Annotated in this window: 13 protein-coding genes; 5 read left to right on the forward strand and 8 right to left on the reverse strand. The window is 60.3% G+C overall.

From position 1 onward, the window contains the following. Positions 1-195: 195 nt before the first annotated feature. From JQF37_RS23175 to JQF37_RS23190, 4 genes are all read left to right on the forward strand, one after another. The gene (locus JQF37_RS23175; protein ID WP_130211068.1) at positions 196-384 is read left to right on the forward strand and encodes a hypothetical protein; all 189 of its coding nucleotides are present in this window, start codon (positions 196-198) and stop codon (positions 382-384) included. Beyond that, positions 381-4,115: a hypothetical protein gene (locus JQF37_RS23180; RefSeq protein WP_130211067.1), complete on the forward strand. Its 3,735-nt coding sequence runs from the start codon at positions 381-383 to the stop codon at positions 4,113-4,115. Before JQF37_RS23175 ends, JQF37_RS23180 begins: the two co-directional genes overlap by 4 nt. Next, positions 4,112-5,176, forward strand: coding sequence for a hypothetical protein (locus tag JQF37_RS23185; RefSeq protein ID WP_223272728.1), 1,065 nt, complete (start codon positions 4,112-4,114; stop codon positions 5,174-5,176). The genes JQF37_RS23180 and JQF37_RS23185 overlap by 4 nt, the downstream gene beginning before the upstream one ends. Before the next feature lie 225 nt (positions 5,177-5,401). After that, positions 5,402-6,463, forward strand: coding sequence for a hypothetical protein (locus JQF37_RS23190; protein ID WP_223272727.1), 1,062 nt, complete (start codon positions 5,402-5,404; stop codon positions 6,461-6,463). Between the two features lie 92 nt (positions 6,464-6,555). Here JQF37_RS23190 and JQF37_RS23195 read toward each other — a convergent pair whose 3' ends face one another. The 8 genes from JQF37_RS23195 to JQF37_RS23230 all read right to left on the reverse strand — a co-directional run bounded on the left by JQF37_RS23195 (position 6,556) and on the right by JQF37_RS23230 (position 16,016). Beyond that, positions 6,556-7,557, reverse strand: a complete 1,002-nt coding sequence (locus tag JQF37_RS23195; protein WP_204149766.1) for a PleD family two-component system response regulator — start codon at positions 7,555-7,557, stop codon at positions 6,556-6,558. Between the two features lie 48 nt (positions 7,558-7,605). Then, positions 7,606-8,616, reverse strand: a complete 1,011-nt coding sequence (locus JQF37_RS23200) for a chemotaxis response regulator protein-glutamate methylesterase (RefSeq protein ID WP_130211065.1) — start codon at positions 8,614-8,616, stop codon at positions 7,606-7,608. Further along, positions 8,613-10,898: a hybrid sensor histidine kinase/response regulator gene (locus JQF37_RS23205; protein ID WP_130211064.1), complete on the reverse strand. Its 2,286-nt coding sequence runs from the start codon at positions 10,896-10,898 to the stop codon at positions 8,613-8,615. The genes JQF37_RS23200 and JQF37_RS23205 overlap by 4 nt, the downstream gene beginning before the upstream one ends. Next, positions 10,895-11,578: a chemotaxis protein CheW gene (locus JQF37_RS23210; RefSeq protein ID WP_130211063.1), complete on the reverse strand. Its 684-nt coding sequence runs from the start codon at positions 11,576-11,578 to the stop codon at positions 10,895-10,897. The genes JQF37_RS23205 and JQF37_RS23210 overlap by 4 nt, the downstream gene beginning before the upstream one ends. Continuing rightward, positions 11,575-12,858, reverse strand: coding sequence for a protein-glutamate O-methyltransferase CheR (locus JQF37_RS23215; RefSeq protein ID WP_130211062.1), 1,284 nt, complete (start codon positions 12,856-12,858; stop codon positions 11,575-11,577). The genes JQF37_RS23210 and JQF37_RS23215 overlap by 4 nt, the downstream gene beginning before the upstream one ends. After that, complete coding sequence (locus tag JQF37_RS23220; protein WP_130211061.1) at positions 12,855-13,391, reverse strand: chemotaxis protein CheW; 537 nt, start codon at positions 13,389-13,391, stop codon at positions 12,855-12,857. Before JQF37_RS23220 ends, JQF37_RS23215 begins: the two co-directional genes overlap by 4 nt. Beyond that, positions 13,391-15,013, reverse strand: a complete 1,623-nt coding sequence (locus tag JQF37_RS23225; protein ID WP_130211060.1) for a methyl-accepting chemotaxis protein — start codon at positions 15,011-15,013, stop codon at positions 13,391-13,393. The genes JQF37_RS23220 and JQF37_RS23225 overlap by 1 nt, the downstream gene beginning before the upstream one ends. Positions 15,014-15,335: 322 nt before the next feature. Beyond that, positions 15,336-16,016 (reverse strand): tellurite resistance TerB family protein, encoded by a 681-nt coding sequence (locus JQF37_RS23230; RefSeq protein ID WP_130211059.1) that lies wholly within the window; start codon positions 16,014-16,016, stop codon positions 15,336-15,338. 195 nt (positions 16,017-16,211) lie between these two features. Here JQF37_RS23230 and JQF37_RS23235 point away from each other — a divergent pair, with 195 nt between their 5' ends. Further along, positions 16,212-17,126: a LysR family transcriptional regulator gene (locus JQF37_RS23235; protein ID WP_130211058.1), complete on the forward strand. Its 915-nt coding sequence runs from the start codon at positions 16,212-16,214 to the stop codon at positions 17,124-17,126. Positions 17,127-17,163: the final 37 nt, after the last annotated feature.

The raw sequence follows: 17,163 nt of genomic DNA on the forward strand, positions 1-17,163 counted from the left end.
CGTCACCGCAGCCCGCCTGGCGGACGGAATACCGTCCAATTCCGTTTCGACGACTTCAAAGGGAGGAAAACCCCAAACGAAAAGTCCCACACAACAAAAACACATTTCCCACGCAAGAAACCGAGCCGCCCTGCATTAATCCCGCATTTACTCATCCACAGTCCCGCCCTTCTAAACCAGCACAAGGGATGTGTGATGTTCAGCCCTGCCGACCCCGCCTCTTTTATCCAGGACAAACAGGAATTCAATCAGGATTTGCAAGTCCTTGAGTCCACCGGCAAGGAAGCCATCCGACGACCTTTGCGCCTTGATCTGAAAGGGCTCTGCGAACGTCCTCATCTGAACCTTGAACGTAGCACCCACTGCACGCAGGTTAAGTCATGAAGCGCCTGGGAAGGTTGTCCGACGGCCCTTGCTGCGAGCCCGACAGGCTGATCGTCCAGGTGATCGGCACCGGCCATTCCAAAGACCAGCGCCTGGTACTCTTCGACCGGTCCGGCGTTGAACCGCTGCAGGCCCTGACCGATGAGGTGGAGCGCGAAACGGAGCGTTTATTCAGCGTCCACTGCGAGCTGTTTGCGTGGAACTGGTACACCCGGTACGAGCATCAGTTATGGCTGGAAATCGCCACGACCCATGGGGCGCCCATTCGTCTGCCGTTGCTGGAGGACGTACGGATCACCCCGCGCCAGCTGGATGCGCAGTGGAACCAGATCGTCCCCGTCGTGCCTTTCGTCGCGCTGCCCGGTACGCGCAGCCGCCACGACCTCGGCACGCCGGTCCTGTGCCGCAGCGGCTTTGTCTATGTGTTTTACCGCGGGCGCCTGTGGCGTGAACTGGAAGTGCGGCAGGACGGCGAATGCACGACTTACCACGACATTGACGTGCCGATGTTTCGCGAAGGCCAGGATCTGTGCGACGACTACCGCCTGGCCAGGGGTGTCGCACTCAGCGACATCTGGCTGCCCGCCACCTGGAACCGGCAACCGGTCGACGCGGTGCAGCTGTGTTTCAGCGAGATCCAGCTCAGTGCTGCCCGCGTCAAGCGCCTGGAGGAGGACCCGGTGTTACGCGCCCGGCGTTGCCAGAGCCCCACGTTGCCGTGCGACAGTCAGACGTTCGAACGGCTTTTCGACCAGCAGCCCGATGGCCAGGCGATGCTCGAGGCTTTCGGTCGCTTCAATGCGTGGGATGCCCAGGCGTCCGACAGCGCGACGAAAGCCAGCGTCACCTGGCGCAACCTGGCCGAACGCGCTTTTCCGCTCAGCCTGATCGCCCCGCAACGGGCACGCCAGAGCGGGTTCGAATATGGGCTGGAGCATCCGGGACGTTACCTGTGCGACCTGTCCGGGCAATTTGCCGCGCAACGCAAATTCGAAGCCAGGCGCTGCCTGGCTCAGTGGGAGCAGGGCGCCACACCTGATGTGCCTGCCACGTTCGAAAGCAGCGCCTGGGCCGACTGCCTCGCCACGCTGTTGCAGCGCTTGCAAGGAAAGACCCCGCCAGACGATGAAGCGGATCTGTGGCAACCCCAGCCCACCGTCGTCGATGTGCTGGAGGGCGCCCGCCAACGGCGCGTGTGCGGCGTGCTGCTGGAGGACCCGCGCTACCGTTTGCGGCACCTGCTGTCGCAGATCCGCCAGCAACAGCAATTGCTGGCGCTGTATGCCGAGCGCGCCAGCCTTTATCCCCATCACGCCAGCGCGGTGATGGTCCAGCAACTGATCGTGCCGGCCAGCCTCGGCGGCCAGAAGAACCCGCTGCACGCCTGTTTCGACAAAGTGAAGGAGGCCGGGCGCCGCGACATCAACCGCTTCACCGCCAGCGCCGAGCGCGCCTTGATCTGGCAACAACTGAACATGGCGCAGGCGCTGCTGGCCGAGTGCCTGCAGCAACCGGTCACGCAGCAAACCCTGGCCGATCATTTGAGCCAGGACGGCTTTGACTACCTCGCCGCGCTGTTTGCCGTGAGCCAGACGTTCGCGGCCCTGGCCACGGTGCCCGCGCAACTCGATCCCCTGGCCAGCAACGGCGACGTCACCAACGCGCTGACCGGTGTGAGCCTCTACAGTCCACGGGCCAGCGTCGGCCAGACCCTGCTCAACGACATCGCCCACGACCCGGCGCACCCGCTGCACCTGATGCTCTGGCCCGCCGTCGATGAAGCGGCGCTGGCCGCGCCCTATGTGCCACCCACCCAGACAACCCTCAACGAGGGCGATGGTCATTTACGCGCCGATGACCTCGCCACATTCGAAAGCCACCCGGGGCCCTATTACCCGCAGGTCGACCACCTCGACGGCCACTTGCTCAAAGACCTGCTGGCCAGCGGCAGCCTGAACAGCACCCTCACCGGCCAATCGAAAGCGGCCGCCGGTAGCCTGATCGGCATCTACGAAAACCTCGCGGGCGCCCTGGAAACCGCCAGCAGCGCGGTGAACAAACGGCCCGGGCCACACACCGGCCAGGCCATGCCCGCCAGCACCTATCTGCACGGCCTCGGCGTGGGGCTGTTGCGCAGCCTGATGCCCAAGACCTTTGGTGACGCGCACTTCATCCAGCGGCGTGACGCCGACCCGCAGCATTACTACGTTTTTGGCCTGACCGATGTGCCGTCCGGCGATCAGCGGCCACACCGGGTGATGGGTCAGTACCTGGATGCCCAGGGCCGACCGCTGAAGGTGCGCGACGACGTACTCGACACCCCGTACGCCCTTCGCGAAACCCATCACACACTGCTGGCGATCCCGCTGAAGCATCCGACGGCGAACAATCTCAGCGTACTGAATCAGCGGATCAACGCGGTTTACAAAGCCGATGTGGAAGCGCGGGCGACGGGCGATGCGTACGTGAAAAGTCCGTTGCAGCGGGGCGTGGATGAGCATGTCGCGTCGGCTAACAGCCGGGTTCATCGCGTGCTGGGCTCGTTGCCGTTTGCGGCGGGGGTTTTGATGTTGGAGGTTTGGAATGTGAGGGTGGAGTGGGAGGCGGCGGAGCAGGTGAGGCGGGAAAAGGGGGTGTTTCGATCTCGCCTATCTATGATCGGGGCTGGCCTTGATCTAGCTATAGCGCTGGAGATGTTGACGGTAAAACTGACCACTACCCAGTCTGTTTTAGCGGCTAGTCGCAAGGTGATTTTCACTATTTCAGATGACACCGCGAAATTAATCTTCCGTCGTTTCGAAAAGCACTTGGTCAGAAAAATAACTGTCCGTCTCATAGCCCAAATAACGACTGGGACTGTTTTCGCCATTATCAGTTTTTATGACACCTGGTACGCCCGACGGTGGGGGGACGATGCCAGTTGGGGGTATCTGATGATGGCTACGGGCGGCTCCATCAGCGCTCTCAGTAACTTGATCGTCAGTAGCGTGACCTTTCTCGGTCTAGGGCCAGGTGGTTGGGCAGCACTGATATTGATCCTGATCGGCGCCGGACTGGCCTGGTGGCTGAGCGACAAGCCCATCGAAGAATGGCTGATCAATGGCCCGTTCGGCACGCAAGTTCATTCAGGTAATGCGCACCTGTTGGATCCGCAGCATGGTTTCTATTATCTGATCAGTTTGTTTGCCGACATTCGCATCAACATAGGCCCCAACCCTGAATTCGTCCCCAATGCCAAACTCGACTTCCGCGCCAGGACGCCTTTTCAGGTGATCTCGTCCAATACCTGCATTCGCATTGAAAGTAACTTGCCAGGCTTAATTGCAAACCTCGGCACCCTGAACATCAATGCCCACTGCCGGCTCAATACCTTCGAACTCAAAGGTGGTCGCCTCAAAAGTGAAACCATGCCGTTCACCAAATTGATCGATAGCCGCCTCGTTCCACCCAATGCCCAACGGCTGCTACCGCAGGGGCTGGAACTGTTTTTCAAAACTCCAGCGAGCTACGCCTTCGACCCGGTCACAGGCTCATCCGGCATCGCCCATCAATGGCAAGTCCGGGCTCAGTGTGTACTGGAGCAACACCATCAACGCTGGCACTTTCCTGCGCCACCACCGAAGGATGGTACGCCGTTTGTTGCCACTCATATAAAACCCGACTTCGGCAGCGAGGGTGCACTTTACTGGGCAGACGAAGTGACAAATAGATCGCGGAATACTGATTCATGAGCAATACCTCGTATTACGCCAAGACTGCCTATGGGTCGACTGAAGTGCCCCAGCAAGAGCAATCAGCTGAACGTCCTTGGATCATGCGTTTTGCCAAGGTTAGATTACCTTGGGGTAATGCTGATGAAGTAACCCCCGTCAGTTTTGTGGAGGATTACTCGCCACGAGATCTTCGAAATCAGGAGCAACTGAAGAGAGAACGTGAGGAGAAAATAGCCAAAGGCACTTATGTTCCGAGCCCATTCGAGCATATTGATTTTCATATTAGGGATAATCACGAAAGTTTTAGATATGCACTCCTTCCTGCGGGCTCACACTTCTTGCTATACATGAAAACGTTCGGAAAAGTTATTTTCTTCCTGCTTTCCATTGTCAGTGCTCCTATATTTTTTTTGGATGTTGCAACCGGGAAAATGCCTGCATGGGAATCAATAAAAAGTTGGTTTTTTGATTTTTTTTCCTTGATTCTCGGCCTACCACTTCTCTCCTGGGCCATCGGTTCATTCGTCATCAAGCGCTTCCCCAACCTCTGGATAAAACCCTCCCGAGGCCCCATTTGGGAACTTAACCGCCGCACCGGCCTGGTCACGGTCTTCGACTACAAAAACAACGGTGAATACAAAAAGAACGGCACCATCGGTGAACTCACCGCGCCGTTCTACGAGTTTGACGCCTACATCGCCACATCCCCGGACAGTCAGGGCATGCCGTTGAACGTGCTTTACCTTGCCCATCGCTACCGCAACATCATGATCAACTTCGGCGCGCTGCTGTGCCCCGGTCCCGACGTTCAACCGCCTTGCGCCCTCTGGGATTTCATCCAGAACTACATGAACGTCAGCCGCCCGTTGCCGGACTTGCCCCAGTACGAGGAATACCGCCACCTCGACCCCACCACCGCCGAATACGACCGCCTCACCGGCCGCAACCCGCGTTACTGGATCGACATGGATGATGCAACGTTCAAGCAAATCGTGAATGACATGCACCAACGCGTCGAGGATATCGATACGTTCGAGCGGCCGAACTTGATGGCGGGATACGTGACCTATGTCGATTGAGCGACAAAAAATGTGCGTGTGCTGGCGGAAGGCACCAACCCTCAATTCATCCCTGATGCCAAACATGACTTCGGCGCCAGGACGCCTTTTACGCTGGCATTTTCCTGCGCCACCACCGAAGGATGGGACGCCGTTTGTTGCCACTCATATAAAACCCGACTTCGGCAGCGAGGGTGCACTTTACTGGGCAGATGAAGTGACACATACATCACGAGACACTAACAAATGACCCCGGAATCTTATTACGCCAAGACGGCTTATGGGTCGAGCGAGGTGCCCGAGCAAGAGCCATCCAATGAACGACCATGGATCATGCGGTTTGCCAAGGTCAGACTACCTTGGGGAAACACCGATGAAGTAACGCCCGTCAGTTTTGTGGAGGATTACTCGCCACGAGATCTTCGAAATCAGGAGCAACTGAAGAGAGAGCGTGAAGAGAAAATAGCCAAAGGCACTTATGCTCCGAGCCCATTCGAGCATATTGATTTTCATATGAGGGATAATCACGAAAGCTTTAGGTATGCACTTCTTCCTGCGAGCTCCAACTTTTGGATTTATATGGTGGGAGTAGGGCGCATTTTATTTCTAATTTTTCTTACGCTTTCATTTTTTATATTGACGGCCGAGTTTATAGATACCAAAAAAACATTGAGCGATATCATTGCTGATTACAGTGTAACTCTTGTTGTTTTACTCGGGTTTCCTTTACTGTGTTGGATGGCTGGGGCTGTGGTAATTAAATTTTTCCAAAACCTCTGGATAAAACCCTCCCGAGGCCCCATCTGGGAACTCAATCGCCGCACCGGCCTGGTCACGGTCTTCGACTACAAAAACAACGGTGAATACAAAAAGAACGGCACCATCGGTGAACTCACCGCGCCGTTCTACGAGTTTGATGCCTACATCGCCACGTCCCCGGACAGTCAGGGCATGCCGTTGAACGTGCTTTACCTTGCCCATCGCTACCGCAACATCATGATCAACTTCGGCGCGCTGCTATGCCCCGGCCCCGACGTCCAACCGCCCTGCGCCCTGTGGGATTTCATCCAGAACTACATGAACGTCAGCCGCCCGTTGCCGGACCTGCCGCAATACGAAGAATACCGCCAGCTCGACCCCACCACCGCCGAATACGACCGCCTCACCGGCCGCAATCCGCGTTACTGGATCGACATGGACGATGCGACGTTCAAGCAGATCGTCAGCGAAATGCACCAACGCGTCGATGAAATCGATACGTTCGAGCGGCCGAACTTGATGGCGGGATACGTGAACTATGTCGATTGAGCGACAAAAAATATGCGTGTGCTGGGGCAAGCCTCCTCGTTAAAGTCCCCCCCTCGCCCACCGGGGGTATGTCGGACTGAAAAACGCCGGGCTCACCCGATCCCCACCTGATTGCGCCCATTATTCTTCGCCAGATACAGCCCCTTGTCCGCTGCCGAGATCAATTCGCGGCAATTGCTGCCTGCTATCGGGGTGATGGTCGACAGGCCGATGCTGATGGTCAGGCTTGAGCCTTCACTCGGGGAAATGTGCGGGATCTTCAGGGCTTGCACGGTCATGCGCAGTTTTTCCGCCACCAGCCGTGCACCGCCCGGTGAGGTGTTGGGCAGGACCAGGGCGAATTCTTCGCCGCCGTAACGGGCCGGCAGGTCCGAAGGCCGGGCACTGGCATCGCGGATCGCCGTGGCCACCTTGCGCAAGACCTCGTCGCCTTCCAGGTGGCCGAAGGTGTCATTGAAGGTCTTGAAGTAATCCACGTCGATCATCAGCAGTGACAATTGGCTCTGCTCGCGCAGGGAGCGGCGCCATTCAAGCTCGATGTATTCATCGAAATGCCGACGGTTCGACAGACCGGTCAGGCCGTCGGAGTTCATCAGGCGTTGCAGCACCAGGTTGGTGTCGAGCAACTGCTGCTGACTGACGCGCAGGGCACGATAGGCCGCGTCCCGTTGCAACAGGGTCATGTAGGAACGCGAGTGATAGCGAATGCGCGCGACCAGCTCGATGTTGTCCGGTAGCTTGACCAGATAATCGTTGGCCCCGGCCGCGAACGCAGCGCTCTTGATCAACGGGTCTTCCTTGGTCGACAGGACGATGATCGGGATGTCCTTGGTCGCCGGATGATTGCGGTATTCGCGCACCAGACTCAGGCCGTCCAGACCGGGCATGACCAGGTCCTGAAGGATCACGGTCGGCTTGATGCGAACCGCATGGGCAACGGCCTGGTGCGGGTCGGCGCAGAAATGGAAGTCGATGTTTTCTTCATTCGACAACCCGCGCCGCACCGCCTCGCCGATCATCGCCTGATCATCCACCAACAACACCATGGCGGCGTTTTCGTCAGTCTTGAAGTCGTCGAGCTGTAAATCATTCATCTGCGTTCACCTGAATACTGCTTGGGCCAGGATTGCTGCGAAAAGTCGTCATTTGGGGAAAATCTCCAGCAATCGTGGCGCTATCTTTTCCAGCGGACGGATTTCCACAGCGGCGTCGATGGCCGCGGCCGCCTTCGGCATGCCATACACCGCGCTGCTTTGTTGGTCCTGAGCGATGGTCAAGTAGCCCTGTTGGCGCATGAGTTTAAGCCCCTGTGCACCATCACGCCCCATGCCGGTGAGCAACACCCCCACCGCATCGCCGTTCCAGTAGTTGGCCACACTCTCGAAAAACACATCGATAGAAGGCCGATAGATTTCGTTGACCGGCTCGGCGGTGTAAGCCAGCGTGCCGTTTTTCAACAAACGAATATGGTGATTGGTGCCGGCCAGCAGCACCGTGCCGCTTTGCGGCGTATCGCCTTCCATGGCCAGGCGCACCTTGAGCCCACTGGCGCTGCCGAGCCATTCGGCCATGCCGGCGGCGAACACCTGGTCGACGTGTTGCACCAGCACGATGGCGGCAGGAAAATCCTTCGGCAGGCCTTTGAGCAAGACTTCCAGCGCCGCCGGACCGCCCGCTGAAGAGCCGATGGCGATCAGGCGCTTGGCCGAGGCAGAACTGCGCGCCGGACTTGGCGCCGGACGTTCCCGAGCGCGTTTATCGCCGATCAGCCAGCCGATGTTCATGATCTTGCGCAACAAGGGCGCCGCCGCTTCCTGGGCGTTGCCGGCACCAAGGGCCGGAGTATCGACCACATCCAGAGCTCCATGGCCCATGGCTTCGAACACCCGGTGCACGTTCTGCTGGCGATCCACGGTCACGATGACAATGGCACACGGCGTCTCGGCCATGATCCGGCGGGTGGCTTCCACCCCGTCCATCACCGGCATGATCAGGTCCATCAAAATCAGATCCGGCGTCTGCCCGGCAGCCTTTTGCACAGCCTCCTCGCCGTTGCCGGCCACCCAGATCACCTGGTGCGCCGGCTCGAAGGCCAGCGCCCGGCGCAGCGCTTCCACGGCCATGGGCATGTCGTTGACGATGGCGATTTTCATGCCCGCGCTCCTCCTATGAGCTCAACCACTGCATCGAGCAGGGCGTCGTCATGAAAACTGGCTTTGGCTAGATAATAGTCGGCTCCAGCGTCCAGTCCACGGCGACGATCCTCTTCACGATCCTTGTAGGACACCACCATCACCGGCAGCGATTGCAATCGATTGTCCCGGCGCAACAAAGTCACCAGCTCGATGCCGTCCATGCGCGGCATGTCAATGTCGGTAATCAGCAGATCGAAATCCTCTGAACGCAGCGCATTCCAGCCGTCCATGCCGTCGACCGCCACGGCCACGTCATAGCCCCGATTAAGCAACAGTTTGCGCTGCAGCTCACGCACGGTCAGGGAGTCGTCGACCACCAGAATCCGCTTGCGGGCCACCTCGACGGCCTGGTCGCCGTGTCGGGCAATGCGCTCCAGGCGCCCGGTATTGAGCAGTTTATCCACCGAGCGCAGCATGTCCTCGACGTCGACGATCAGCACCACCGATCCGTCGTCGAGCAAAGCCCCGGCAGAAATGTCCTGGACCTTGCCCAGACGCTCATCCAGCGGCAACACCACCAGGGTCCGCTCGCCGATAAAGCGCTCGACCGCCACGCCGTAGATCGTATCGCGCTCGCGGATCACCACCACCTTCAGGGTCGGTTGGTGGCCTTGATTGACCGGACGCTGCAACAGCTGACTGGCCGCCACCAGGCCGACATGCCGGCCCTCGTACCAAAAATGCTGACGCCCCTCGACCTGCACGATGTCCGCCGCCTCCAGATCGCACATGTGTTCGATGTGGGCCAGGGGAAAGGCATAGGCCTCGCCGCCCACTTCCACCACCAGGCTGCGCACCACCGACAGGGTCAGCGGCACCTCGAGATGGAAGCGACTGCCCTCGCCCGCCGTCTGCTCCAGCACCACTGCGCCACGCAACTGGCGGACCATATGCTGCACCGCGTCCAGACCGACACCGCGTCCGGAGACTTCAGTGACCGTGTCGCGCAGGCTGAAACCCGGCAGGAACAGGAAGGTCAGCAGTTCCTCTTCGCTGAGTTGGGCAGCGGTTTGCGCCGGGGATAACTGGCGCTCGATGATGCTGCTGCGGACCCTCTCAAGGTCGACGCCGTTGCCGTCATCGCTCAGTTCCAGCACCAGCAAGCCCGCCTGATGGGATGCGCGCAACCGGATCAGGCCCTCTGCCGGTTTGCCCGCCAACAGCCGTTGCTCAGGGGTTTCGATACCGTGATCGACCGCATTGCGCAGCAGGTGCGTCAGCGGCGCTTCGAGTTTTTCCAACACGTCGCGGTCAACCTGGGTCTTCTCACCCTCGATTTCCAGGCGCACCTGTTTTCCGAGACTGCGACCGAGGTCGCGGACCATCCGCACCTGACCGCTCAAGACATCGGCGAACGGACGCATGCGACAGGCCAGCGCGGTGTCGTACAACACCTGCGCGCGTTGACTGGCCTGCCAGACAAACTCATCCAGCTCGGCGTTTTTTTCCACCAGCAATTGCTGGGACTCCGCCAACAGTCGCCGTGCATCTTCGAGAGCTTCCTGGGCCTCGAGGCTCAGGGCGTGCTCCTTGAGGTGGACATTGAGGTTTTCCAGAGCGCGCAGGCCATTGTTCTGCATGCGCTTGAGACGCTGCATGGTGGCCAGGTGCGGTTTGAGGCGCAGGGTTTCCACCAGGGATTTGCTCGACAGGTCGAGCAGGCTGTTCAGGCGTTCGGCCGTGACCCGCAGCACCCGCTCACCGTTCTCGGTGGTGCGCCGGGTCTTTTTCGGCGCATCGGGCAGCGGCTCGACGACAGGCGCCGGCTCTTCGGGCCAGGCCAGCGGCGGTTCGAGCTGGAGTTCCGCCATCAACGGTGCGGCGGGTGCCGCGACCGGGACGGCAGCCGCAGCCGGATCTAGCAGGGCCCCCATCAAGGCAACATAGGCCTCGATATCTTCCGGCAGCGGAGCATTGTTCGGCGTCGCGATGCGCATCAGCAAATCGGTGCCTTGCAGCAACGCGTCGATGTGTTCGGGTCGCAGCAGCAGGCGGCCTTCCTGGGCGCTGACCAGGCAATCTTCCATGACGTGGGCAACGCTGACGCCTGCATCCACGCCGACAATACGTGCCGCCCCCTTGAGCGAGTGTGCCGCACGCATGCACGATTCGAGTTGATCGGCCTGGGTGGGATTGCGCTCCAGGGCCAGCAGCCCCGCACTCAGCACTTGGGTCTGGGCCTCGGCTTCCAGGCTGAACAGTTCCAGCAAAGAGGTGTCGCGCATCTGCTCGGGGGTCATGTGAGGCTCCGGGTCACGGCGGACAATAGCTGCTCTTCATCCAGCCAACGCAAGCTGCGACCTTTGAATTGCAACACGCCTCGAGTGTATTTGGCACTGGCCTGAGTGCCGGAGCGCGAGGCGGCATCGAGGATCTGCTCGTCGATGGCATGAATGCCGTCCACTTCATCCACCGGCACCACCACCGGCCCGCCATGGGCGGCGATGATCAACATGCGCGGCATGACCCGTGTGCCGGAGGCGACGTTGCTGATGCCATCGAGCCCCAACAACTCGACCAGCGAGAGGCACGCCACCAGCGCACCGCGCACGTTCGCCACGCCGAGCAAGGCGCCGGAGCGCTGGTGCGGCAACGAGTGAATCGCTTGCAACGGCGCGACTTCCACCAAACTGCGGGTGGCCAGGCCCAACCACTCTTCGCCGAGGCGGAACATCAATAGCGAGCGGGTTTTCACCTCACTCTCCACGGCGCTGGACACCTGTTCGCGGTCATCCTGCTGCAGCGCATAACGATCCAGCAGGCGCGTGGCGGCGGTCGAATACACGGCGCAATTGCGGCAATGAATGTGTTCGCTCAGCAGCGGGCAGGACTTGTCGCCATGAATACCGATGCGGTTCCAGCAATCATCGATGGCCTGGGCATCTTCATGGGTGACGCTAAAGGTGTCGGAGGCGATCATCGTTTACGCTCACGGTCAGCGGTGCGCTCGCTGCGGGCGGCGCGCTCCTGCAATCGTCTGGCCCCCACGGTGTCGCCCTGGGATTGCAGCAAGGCTGCCAGCTGCAACAACGCGGCGGGATGTTGCGGTTCGAGGTACAACGCCTTGCGATAAAAGCCCTGGGCTTCCAGGACATTGCCCGCCACATCGCTGAGCAACCCGAGCCAGTAAAACACCTGGGCCACCGGCTCATGGTTGCGCAGGTAACTTTCGCACGCGGCACGGGCTTCGGCACTCTTGCCTTCGTTGGCCAGCGAGGCGATGTTCGCCAACAGCGTGGCCACATCGACGCCGGCTTTTTTTGCCACAGGGGTGGCTGGCGCGACAGGCGCGAACGGGCGCCTGTGCATGGGGGCGGGCACCACGTTGCGCACCGGTCGCGGCACGGGCAATGGCGCAGGCAATGATGCCGGAACAAAGGCCGGTGCCGGTTCAGGTTCCAAAGCCTTGTGACGACTGAAGGCAAAGGACTGTGGAATGCCGATGGAGCGCATGCCGAAACGCCCCAGCAGGCTACCTTCGGCCGGGCCGATAAACAGCACACCGTCGACGTGGGTCAGACGTTTGAGGACTTCGAACACCTGCTGTTGCGTTGCCTGATCGAAATAGATCAGCAGGTTGCGGCAGAACACGAAGTCGTAAGGAGGCTCGTTGGCGAGCAACGCCGGATCAAGCACGTTGCCGACCTGCAGGCGCACCTGGTCCAGCACCCGGTCACTGAGGCGAAAAACGTCGTTCTGCGCCGTGAAATGCCGGTCGCGGAAGGCGATATCCTGACCGCGAAACGAATTCTTGCCATACAGCGCACACCGGGCCTTTTCCACCGACAGCGGGCTGACGTCCATGCCTTCGACCTTGAACTGGTGCGGCTGGAACCCGGCGTCCAGCAGCGCCATGGCAATCGAGTACGGCTCTTCGCCGGTTGAGCATGGCAGGCTGAGAATCCGCAGGGCCCGCAGATTGTTGATCTCGGCCAGACGTTTGCTCGCCAGTTTCGCCAGGGTGGCAAAGGATTCCGGGTAACGGAAAAACCAGGTTTCAGGAACGATCACCGCTTCGATCAGCGCCTGCTGTTCATCTCGGGAATCCTGCAGGATTCGCCAGTATTCGTCGGCGGTCAACGCATTGGACGCGGTGCTGCGCTGGCGCACGGCACGCTCGATGATGGCCGGCCCCACGGAGGTCACGTCAAGGCCGATGTGTTCCTTGAGGAAATCGAAAAAACGCTGATCGCCGCTCATGGCCGCTCCTCTGGCAACGCCAGGTCCAGCGGCGGCGACGGAAACAGCAGCGCGCGCACCTGATCGTCCAGCAAGTCGGCGACCCGCACCCATTGCAGCAAACCTTGCGCATCTTCCCGCACAGGCCCCAGGTAAGGGGCCTGGCGATTGTCGAGGCCGTAGGGCTGAAAATCCGTCGGGTTGCATCGCAAGGTGTCGGTGGCCTGCTCCAGAATCAAGCCGAGCAATTTCGTCTCTGCGCCTTCATCCGCGCGGTAATGAACCAGCACCAGCCGGGTGCTGGTTCGAGCCTGGGCAGGCGTGCCAAACGTCAGGGCGCACAGGTCGATCACCGGCACCACCGCGCCACGATAGGCGAAAACCCCGGCGACCCAGTGCGGCGCATGGGCAATCGGCTTCAAGGGCTGGCGCGCCAGCACCTCCGCGACTTCGGTGGCTTGCAAGGCATAGCGCTCGCTGCCAATGCGGAATACCAGAAACAACGCATGCAACGCCTGCTTCACGGCAGTGCGTTTGGCCGTGAGTTCGCTCATCAGACTTTGAATCGCGAGACGCCGCTACGCAGCCCTACGGCCACCTGACTCAGCTCGTCGATGGCGAAACTGGCCTGGCGCAGGGATTCAACGGTCTGACTGCTGGCATCGCCCAATTGCACCAGGGCGTGGTTGATCTGCTCGGCGCCGGTGGCCTGGGCCTGCATGCCCTCATTGACCATCAACACGCGCGGCGCCAGTGCCTGAACCTGATGGATGATTTGCGACAGCTGCTCGCCGACCTGCTGCACTTCGGACATGCCGCGGCGCACTTCCTCGGAGAATTTGTCCATGCCCATCACACCGGCCGATACCGCCGACTGAATCTCGCGCACCATCTGCTCGATGTCATAGGTGGCGACAGCGGTCTGGTCCGCCAGACGCCGTACCTCGGTGGCCACCACGGCGAAACCGCGACCGTATTCCCCGGCCTTCTCGGCTTCGATCGCCGCGTTGAGCGACAGCAGGTTGGTCTGGTCGGCGACCTTGACGATAGTGACCACCACCTGATTGATGTTGCCGGCCTTCTCGTTGAGGATCGCCAGTTTGGCGTTGACCAGATCGGCCGCGCCCATCACCGAATGCATGGTTTCCTCCATGCGCGCCAGCCCCTGCTGCCCGGAACCGGCGGCCACCGAGGCCTGATCGGCAGCGCTGGAGACCTCGGTCATGGTGCGCACCAGGTCACGGGACGTGGCGGCGATTTCACGGGAGGTCGCGCCGATTTCGGTGGTGGTGGCAGCGGTTTCGGTGGCGGTGGCCTGTTGTTGCTTGGACGTGGCGGCGATCTCGGTGACTGACGTGGTGACCTGCACCGACGAGCGCTGGGCCTGGGACACCAGCGAGGTCAGTTCGCTCATCATGTCGTTGAAGCCGGTTTCCACCGCGCCGAATTCGTCCTTGCGCTCCAGGTTCAGGCGATTGCTGAGGTCACCGGTGCGCATCACTTCAAGGATACTGACGATGCGGTTCATCGGCGCCATGATCGCGCGCATCAACAGCAGACCGCAGAGGCCGGCCGCCAGTATGGCGACCAGCAGAGAGAGGCCCATGCTGATTTTTGCCGTGACCACCGCGTCATCGATGGCCGCCATGTCCTTGTCCGCCACCGCCTTGTTTTCGCTGATGATGTCATTGAGCTTCATGCGGCCTGCCGTCCAGGCCGGGGTCAGTTGCTCGTTGAACAACTTGATGGCTTCAGCTTCCTGGTTGCGCTTGTGCAAATCGAGGACGGCGGCATGGATTCGGTTGAACTCTTCGTGCCTTTGCTCAAAGGCCGCAAATTCAATTTTGTCTTCCTCCGTGGTGACGGTGCCGCGATAGTTGGCTAGCTGCTCCTGCAGGCGCGTCTCGAAAACCTTGAAATCGGCGGCATCTTCGGCGCTGACGCCCTGCCCTTCTTTCAGTCCGAGCATTTCCTGTGTCTGAAGGTAGGTGTCGACCCAGGCGCTGCGAATCATCGAGCTGAAATAGACCCCGGGCAAAGCGTCATCACGCACGCTGGCTTCGCTTTCCTCGATTTTCAGCAATCGTGAATAAGAGGTGACGACCATCAACAGCATGATGGCGATAATTACCGCAAAACTCGCCAAAATGCGTTGGCGCAACGTCCAGTTCTTCACAATCAGTCCTCAGGGGCCATTTTCAAATGCTGGGGGAGTATAGCCGAGGGCGGTGTTTCATTTATAAGACGCTTGTGCACCACCTCACATCTCGCCATAAAAGGCAGGACTCGCTCTGGACCGGGACTTTCCGCCATTGCTCAGGAAACTGACCAGTGGCGTTTCGGAAGAAAGAGGCCGTGATTCGGCCATGAGTGAAGTCGTCGTTGCCGAATGGGCTTCGCCAGCATGCCCGCGCCTACAGGTCCGGGGAAAACCTCAACTGCCCCCAACCGCGTCAATTCTGCAGGCGCTGGCTTGCCAGCGAATACTTGTGGAAGGTCTAGATCGAAGCCTGACGAACCTGTTTCTCCAATTCCACCTTCAACCCCGGCTCAAGCTTGAGCTGTCGCGCCAGTTCATCGAGATAGGACTTCTCCATGAAGCTCTCCTCATCCACCAGCATCACACTGGCGATGTACATCTCGGCGGCCATTTCCGGGGTGCTGGCGGCGCGGGCGACATCGGCCGGGTCCAGGGGTTTGTTGAGTTCGGCGTGCAACCAGTGCGCAAGCGCCTGATCGTTATCCAGCCGGGTGAACTCACCTTCGATCAACTCGCGTTCGCGCTCGTCGATATGACCGTCGGCCTTGGCCGCCGCCACCAGGGCCGTGAGAATCGCCTGGCTGTGTTGCTCGACTTGCGCCGTCGGTAAACGGTCGAGGGTTTGCGGCTCACGCTTCGGTGCCGTGCCCTGCCCCGCCTGCCAGTTGCCATATGCCTTGTAAGCCAGTACCCCCAGCGCCGCGAGACCACCGTACACCGCCACCTTGCCTCCGACTTTGCGGGCTTTCTTGCTACCCAGCAGCAACCCCATGGCGCCTGCGGCCAGCGCACCGCCGCCAGCGCCCGAAAGCAGCCCGCCCAAGCCACCGGAAGCCTTGTTCTGCGCGCCGCCCCCCTTGTTCTGCAACAAGTCCTGGCCAGATTTGAGTAGCTGATCGAGCAATCCACGGGTATTCATTTTCCGCCTCCATAAAAGGTGTAACCGGATTTGAGGCCCCAGCCTAGTTCGAAAGTGCCCGACGACTGCCAGGCAGAGTGCTTCCAGATGTTGCTCTGCTGCTTCCACTGACCGCTTGAAGCATGCAGCCAGTTTCGGTTTTTTAGATATACACTCGGACAAATCGATAAAAACCGCTCACCGGGTACGTTTCCCATGATGACCTTGCGTCAGATCCGCCATTTCATCGCCGTGGCCGAGACCGGCTCGATCTCCGCCGCCGCACAAGCCGCCTTCATTTCCCAGTCCACCCTGACCCTGGCCATCCAGCAGTTGGAGGAGGAAATCGGCGTCAGCCTGTTCAGCCGTCACGCCAAAGGCATGACCCTGACCCACCAGGGCCATCAATTCCTGCGCCAGGCACACCTGATCCTGGCCACTGTGGACAACGCCAAACGCAGCCTGCAACAAAGCACCGACCAGGTCGCCGGGCAGTTGATCATCGGGGTGACCAGCCTGGTGGCCGGCTATTACCTGGCGGACTTGCTCACCCGCTTCCAGCGCGCCTACCCCAACGTCGAAATCCGCGTGATGGAAGACGAGCGCCCGTACATCGAACATTTGCTGGTCAGCGGCGAGATCGATGTCGGCGTACTGATTCTGTCCAACCTCGAAGACCGCCACGCCCTGCAAACCGAGGTGCTGACCCATTCGCCCCATCGGCTCTGGCTACCGGCCCAGCACCCGCTGCTGGAACACGACAGCATTAACCTGGCCGATGTCGCACGCGAGCCGTTGATTCAACTGAACGTCGATGAAATGGACCGCAATGCCCAACGCATGTGGTCGGCCGCCTCGCTGCAACCGCGCATCACCTTGCGCAGCGCCTCGACCGAAGCCGTGCGAAGCCTGGTGGCCGCGGGCCTGGGCGTATCCATTCAGCCTGACATGACCTACCGCCCGTGGTCGCTGGAAGGCGACATCATCGAAGCGCGGCCGATTGCCGACCTCAGCCAGACCCTCGACGTCGGCCTGGCGTGGCGACGGGGTACGGCGCGCCCGGCGCTGGTGGACCCGTTCCTGACCGTCGCCCGCGAGCAACCCCACGGTGGACGCAAGCCATCTATTTAATCGAACGCCACCTTCAGTATTTAGTATTTGTCGACCT

Source organism: Pseudomonas sp. MIL9 (genome assembly GCF_016887925.1).
Classification (GTDB): Bacteria; Pseudomonadota; Gammaproteobacteria; order Pseudomonadales; family Pseudomonadaceae; genus Aquipseudomonas; species Aquipseudomonas mohnii.